The 5,505-nt window shown below is 70.0% G+C and carries 3 protein-coding genes and 1 pseudogene; all 4 read right to left on the bottom strand.

What is annotated here, in order from left to right; all coding sequences use genetic code 11:
* A pseudogene (locus G6016_RS02355) lies at window positions 1–748 on the bottom strand (hypothetical protein); the annotation flags it as partial.
* The gene (locus G6016_RS02350; protein ID WP_182631106.1) at window positions 745–3,078 is read right to left on the bottom strand and encodes a penicillin acylase family protein; all 2,334 of its coding nucleotides are present in this window, start codon (window positions 3,076–3,078) and stop codon (window positions 745–747) included. The pseudogene G6016_RS02355 and the gene G6016_RS02350, both read right to left, overlap by 4 nt.
* Complete coding sequence (locus G6016_RS02345; RefSeq protein ID WP_182631105.1) at window positions 3,075–4,904, bottom strand: IucA/IucC family protein; 1,830 nt, start codon at window positions 4,902–4,904, stop codon at window positions 3,075–3,077. Before G6016_RS02345 ends, G6016_RS02350 begins: the two co-directional genes overlap by 4 nt.
* Window positions 4,905–4,907: 3 nt before the next feature.
* A complete protein-coding gene (locus G6016_RS02340; protein ID WP_182631104.1) occupies window positions 4,908–5,504 on the bottom strand; it encodes a GNAT family N-acetyltransferase in 597 nt (198 codons plus the stop codon).
* Window position 5,505 lies beyond the last annotated feature (1 nt).

Raw genomic sequence — 5,505 nt, 5'->3', positions numbered from 1 at the left:
TGCCGCGGGCGTGGGAGACCGCGCGCTCGAGTCGCTCCGGGCTGGCGCCCACGGCGGCCGTGGTGGCGACCGATCCGCTGGCCGGCGGGCGGTGCGACGGTGTCGATGAGCCTCGAGGCGTATCCGGGGCCGGGCCCGGCCACTGCCCTGCGAGGATCGCTCCGAGCAGCAGCGGCCACGAGGTGTCGTCAACGGCCAGGTGGTGCACGCTCAGCACCAGCGTGCTGCCGTCCACCCACGCGCGGACCGGGATCTCCGAGGCCAGGTCGAAGGGGGTGCGAGCCAGCTCGGCGCCCACCTCGGCGCACGTGTCGATTGTGGTTCCGCTGCCGACGTCGATCCCCGACGTGCCCAGTCCCCAGCACCTGCCCGGGATGTACCAGCGGCCCGATGCCTCACGGGGGAGGCGGCGGGGAGTGCCGGTGTTGTCGTCGTCGTCAAAAATCACTGACCCGAGCACCTCGGCGCCGGATACGGCGGCCTCCACACCGGCCACCAGGTGCTCCGCGGTCACACCGCGGCACTCGAGCAGCAGGGTGATGTTGTGCGATACCGACTCGGGGTCCAGTCGGTGGATCCGCCACATGCGGCGCTCGGCCACCCCGAGCCCCGCGATCTCTACATTTGACGAGTCAGGCGTTGCGCCGGACTGCTCCACGGTGCCGAACGCAGGCCCGGCGGCCAGTTGTCGGCGGCGGCGCAGCAATTCCTTGCGCGCGGCCCGGGCCTCGGTCATCGTGCTGCTCATCGGTCCTCCCCCACGGTCGTGGTCACGGATGCGCTCAGGTCGGCCTGCACGGCCCGCCCGGCCCGCAGGCGATCCCAGTCGCTGACCACCGGAACGGCGTCACCCACCGCCCAGACCGGCAACTGGTCCTGGAAATGCGGGCTGTCCGGGTTTCCGTCGGCGCCCAGCGGCACCGACCAGACGCTGCGGTCGCGATCGGCGAGGTCCCAGACGTAGCGCGCGGCCGACCCCAGCCGGCAGACGTCGCCGAACCCGACGGCGCTGGCGTTGGCGAGCACGCAGTCCGAATCCCCGCCCAGCGGCACCGCCTCGGGCCGGATCCGCGCCGACAGCTCGGGGTGGGCCGGGGTGGCGCCGATGAGATCGAAGCCGTGAACCGGCGCGAACCGGTGGATATCGCCCCAGGTCTGCGAGGTGTCGCCGCCGTCGGTCTCGGCGGCCAGCTCCTCCAAGCAGGCCGCGAGGCACGACGCCACGTCCGGGTTCGGCAGCCGCGTCACCACTGCGGCGAGGCCATCCGCCATCCGCGGCGCCGGCACGAACCAGGCATCGAGGAACGACGAGAACCCGTGCGGCGCGGTGAGCGCGGACAGTGCCTCGTGCCCGGACAGCGCCCGCACCAACTTCGAGCGCAGGGTCGCGAACAGGTAGGCCTCGACCGAATCAACAGCCATGGCTTTGTCCCAGGTCAACAGCCGCTCCCGGACCCGCTCTGCCGGAGCGCTCAGCCCCGACATCGGGCGCAGCACGTCCAGCAGGATGTCCGCATCGGCCAGGTGGACGTCGCGGTGGATCTCGGTGCACGCGTCCACGGTGACCTCGTCCAACCCGCTCAGCATCTCCCCGATCCGCCGCGCCCGGGCCGGACCGGCGGTCTCGGTGGTGACCGGCTGCAGCTGCGGCAGCTCGTCGGTGCGCTGATTGGCGATCACCGCGTGCCCGTCCGCCTCGCCACTGAAGCCGGGATCGACCACCGAGCCGTGGCTGATGCCGGTCCACGTGTGCCGCGCGTCCCAGCCCGGAACCGGCAGCCAGTAGTTCTCCGCTGCCCGCTCGGGCATGGCGCCGGCCAGGTGTTGGCGAACGTGACCTGCAGAATCGGCGATCACCACGCGGTTCACCGGCTCGGCCCATCCCGTGAGCGCCTGCTCGACCTCGTCGATGGTCTGGGCGAAGAGCAGGTCGAGGGCGGAGTCAAAACTAAAGCCCTCGACGTCCGCGAGCAGCGGCGTGCGCAGGCTCACCGCGTACGCCTCGTCGACGCCGCCGAGCACGACCGGCCCGTTGGCGGTCACGACGATCTCCACGTCCTGGGCCTCACCGTCGCGCACGAGGATCGTCTCGCTCCACACCTGTATAGGCGCGGTGCCGTCCGGCGTCTGGGCGCTCACGCCGTCGTCGGTGCGGGTCAGGCGCTCGAGGAACAGGTCGTGGTAGTCGCCCATCGCGTTGGTGATGGCCCACGCGACCTCGCCCGCGTGCGCGAAGTGCGGCACCCCGGGCACGCCCGCGAAGGCGAATCCCACCACGTCGAACTCCGGGCACGCCACCTGGCATTGCACGTAGAGCCCGGGCAGTTCGAGGAACCGGTGCGGGTCGCCGGCGATCAACGCCGCGCCGGTCGCCGTGCGCGAGGACGTGACGCCCCACGCGTTGCTGCCGGATCCCGCCGCGCCATAGGCCACCGCGGGGGTCACCGGAGAAAAACCTTGGGACGACGACAACAACGTCGACGTCTCGCCCCCGCCCGTCACTCCACCCGCGAGTTCGGCCAGAACCTCCTCGATGAACTCCTCGTCCGGGAGATCGGGGGCGGTTTCGGGCAGGTCGATCCCCCCTTCGAACTCGAACATCCGCAGTCCGGCACGGCCGAAGGCTCGCGCGGCCTGGACCCTCCAGAGCTTGTTGGGGAACTGCCCGAACAAGATGTTGTGCATCATGAAGACGCTGATGGGGGTCCAGGGCTCCCACGGGCGGGGCCGATGCTGCATCTCCTCGAGTTCCACCGCGGTCGACTCGTCCAGAGCGCTGTTGACGCCGGCGATGTAGGCGTCGAGCAGTTCGCGGGTGCGCGGCGTGGACCGCTCGTAGACGGCCCGCGCCGACCGGTGCAGTCCGGCTCGGCGAGCGAAGCGGTCCCAGTCCACGGCGACGGCACCGAACACCTCAGCGGTGCGTCCCTCGGCTCGCAGCCTCATGTACTCGATCTGCCAGGCGCGGTCGAGCGCGCAGGCCCTCCCCTGCCCGTGCAAGGCTGCGGCCGGGGTCGGGCCCCACACGTGCGGGATGCCCCAGTCGTCGCGGATGATCTCGCTGGTCACCGGCGTCATTGGGCACCCGCCATGACGTGGTGTGCGGTCGCCTGCGATGGGCGCCTGCCCGCGATGGGGTTGACCAGTTCGTGGCCGGTGGCCACCATCGAGGCGTAGGAGTCGTCGTGGTCGACCATGCGTTTTCTGTTGCCGATCTGTAGGCGGTTGAGATGGATGGCGCCGAATGTCGGAGCCCACAGGTCCCAGCGGGTGAACTTGTCGGCGAGCCCGGGATGGGCGGCCTGGAATGCGTCCACGCTCGCGGCGACCTCGTCCCAGAAGTCGTCGTCTCTGATCAACCCGTGGCCGTGCAGGACGGCGGCGAGAGGGCGGAAGAAGTCGTCGAAGACGTCGGACAGGATGCCCAGGTTGCGGGTGTCATCCGGTTCGGACGAGCGGGCCCGCGCCCCTTCGGGCGGCAAGTCCTCGCAGTCGCCGAGGATGAACACCTCTTCCCCGATGTCCTTGAGAATCGCCCGGGCCGGAAGGCCGTCGACCAGCACCAGGATCAGGTTCTCCCCATGCGGCGAGAACTTGAGCTCGTGTGCGTACAGCAGGTAGATGATCGGGTGCAGGTAGGCACGCAGGTAGTGGCGCAGCCATTCGCGGGGCTCCAGGCCGGAGCGGGTGATGAGTGCTCCGATCATCGGGTGGCCGAGGTGGTCGACGTGCAGCAGCGCGGCCATCGTGGCCAGCTCCTCGCCCTTGCGCAGGAGCCCGATCGGCGACTGCCGCCATAGCGCGGCGAGCATCTTGCGGTACTCGGATCCGGGCGAGGTCACGGACTCGATCGTGGGGTTGCGGTAGCCGATCGCCGCTGCCTCGTACCGGACCTCGAACCCGACCGAGCGTAGGTACTCGTCGTCGCCGATCCGGCTGTGCACCCAGTCGTTGATCAGCGGGGTGCTGCTCATGTAATCCGCCGACATTCCGCGGGTAAACCCCATGTTGGTGATCGACAGCGAGACCTTGACGTAGCGGCGGGCCGGCTCGGAGCGGTTGAACAGGGTGCGGATCGACTGCTGCGGCTGGTACTGATCGGCCGACGGCCCCAGCTCGACGATGTCGCCGGCGGCGAGCTCGGGGGCGAACAGTCGCGCGGCCTTGTTCCGCCACTGCCACGGGTGGGCCGGCAGCAGCAGGTAGCCGGCCGGGTCCAGGCCGCGGTCGGTGAGCAGCTCGGCGAAACGATCCCGCTGCTCTCGCCCGAGTTCGGAGTCGATCAGCTCGTCGTAGTCGACCCCGGACATCGCGGCAAAAGCCACGTTCTCGACCCGAATAGCGAGCCAGATCAGCGGCGTGGACCCGCCGTACTCCGGGGCGAAGCGGGGCAGGTCGTCGATGGTGAATCCGACCCGTCCCGCGTTGGCGAGGAAGCACGGGTGACCCTCGGTCATGGCCGCCTCGATCGCCTGGAATCCGGTCACCGGATCCGCGGCTCCCGCCGCCAGCTCGGCGACCGGAACCCTGCGCTCCGCAGGGCGGTCCGCGCCCAGCGTGAGGGTGTGGGTGAGTTCCTCGAGGTACGCGGCCAGGTCGTCCCCGGTCAGCCCGAGAGTGGTCCCGAAGTCGGCGATCAGGGCGACCGGGTCCGCGGGCCTGGCCACACCGTTGACGTAGCGGCGAATGCTCTCCTCATCGATGCACCACGAGTCCAGTGCCAGGATCTCGGCGGAGAACGTGTAGTCGGTCGCACCGTCGTCGGAGCGGACCGCGTACCTGCCCCCGGACAGTCGCTCCGGGACCAGGAACCGCTCGTGGCTCAGTTCCGCGAGGATCTTGCGCGTGAGCCTGAGGCGGTAAATGTCCCAGGCCTCCGCGATGGTCAGCGTTGTTCCGCTCACGTATCAGGCCTCGACATTCTCGACGCGTGCGGCCGCGTCGGTCAGCTCGGCCGCATCGGCGACACCCGCCACCTCCGCGGGGCGGCGCCCGCCTTCGGTGAGGCGCATGAAGTCCTCGCGAAGGCAGTAGCTCAGGCGGGCGGTCTTGGTGCCGACCGGGTAGTCGCCGGCCACGGTGAATCCGACCGCGGCGTTGAGCTGGTGGACGTGGACGTTGCGGACGTCGGGCTCCACCACGACCCGCCGGACACCGGCGATGGTGAACGCGGTCCGCATGATGTGCAGCATCACCGCGGCGGTGAAGCCGGGCGTGCGGACATCACTCGGGGCCACGAGCAGGTGCATCCCGATGTCCCCCTCGGCCGCCACGTAGCCGGTAGCCGGGTCCGCGAGTTCGCTCTGCGCGGGGTCGTACAGCTCGAACAGGAACTGCGGCACGCCATCGAAGTACCCCAGGCGCATGCCGTACGGGGAGCCGGTCTGCGCATCGCGGATGAGCGTCTTCACGTCCTCCAGGGAGGCTTCGAGCATCTCCCAGAACACGGACTTGGGGTGGGTGAGCCACGGGTGGATGACCGGCGCGTGTGCGTCGGGATCCATG

The sequence above is a fragment of the Dietzia aerolata genome (assembly GCF_014144865.1).
GTDB classification, from domain to species: Bacteria; Actinomycetota; Actinomycetes; order Mycobacteriales; family Mycobacteriaceae; genus Dietzia; species Dietzia aerolata.
This window is presented reverse-complemented; position numbering and strand designations above follow the sequence as displayed.

Excerpts from the sequence above, each read along its gene's own strand:
- G6016_RS02350 (WP_182631106.1), bottom strand. The coding sequence starts at position 3,078 with ATGACGCCGGTGACCAGCGAGATCATCCGCGACGACTGGGGCATCCCG.
- G6016_RS02340 (WP_182631104.1), bottom strand. The coding sequence starts at position 5,504 with ATGGATCCCGACGCACACGCGCCGGTCATCCACCCGTGGCTCACCCAC.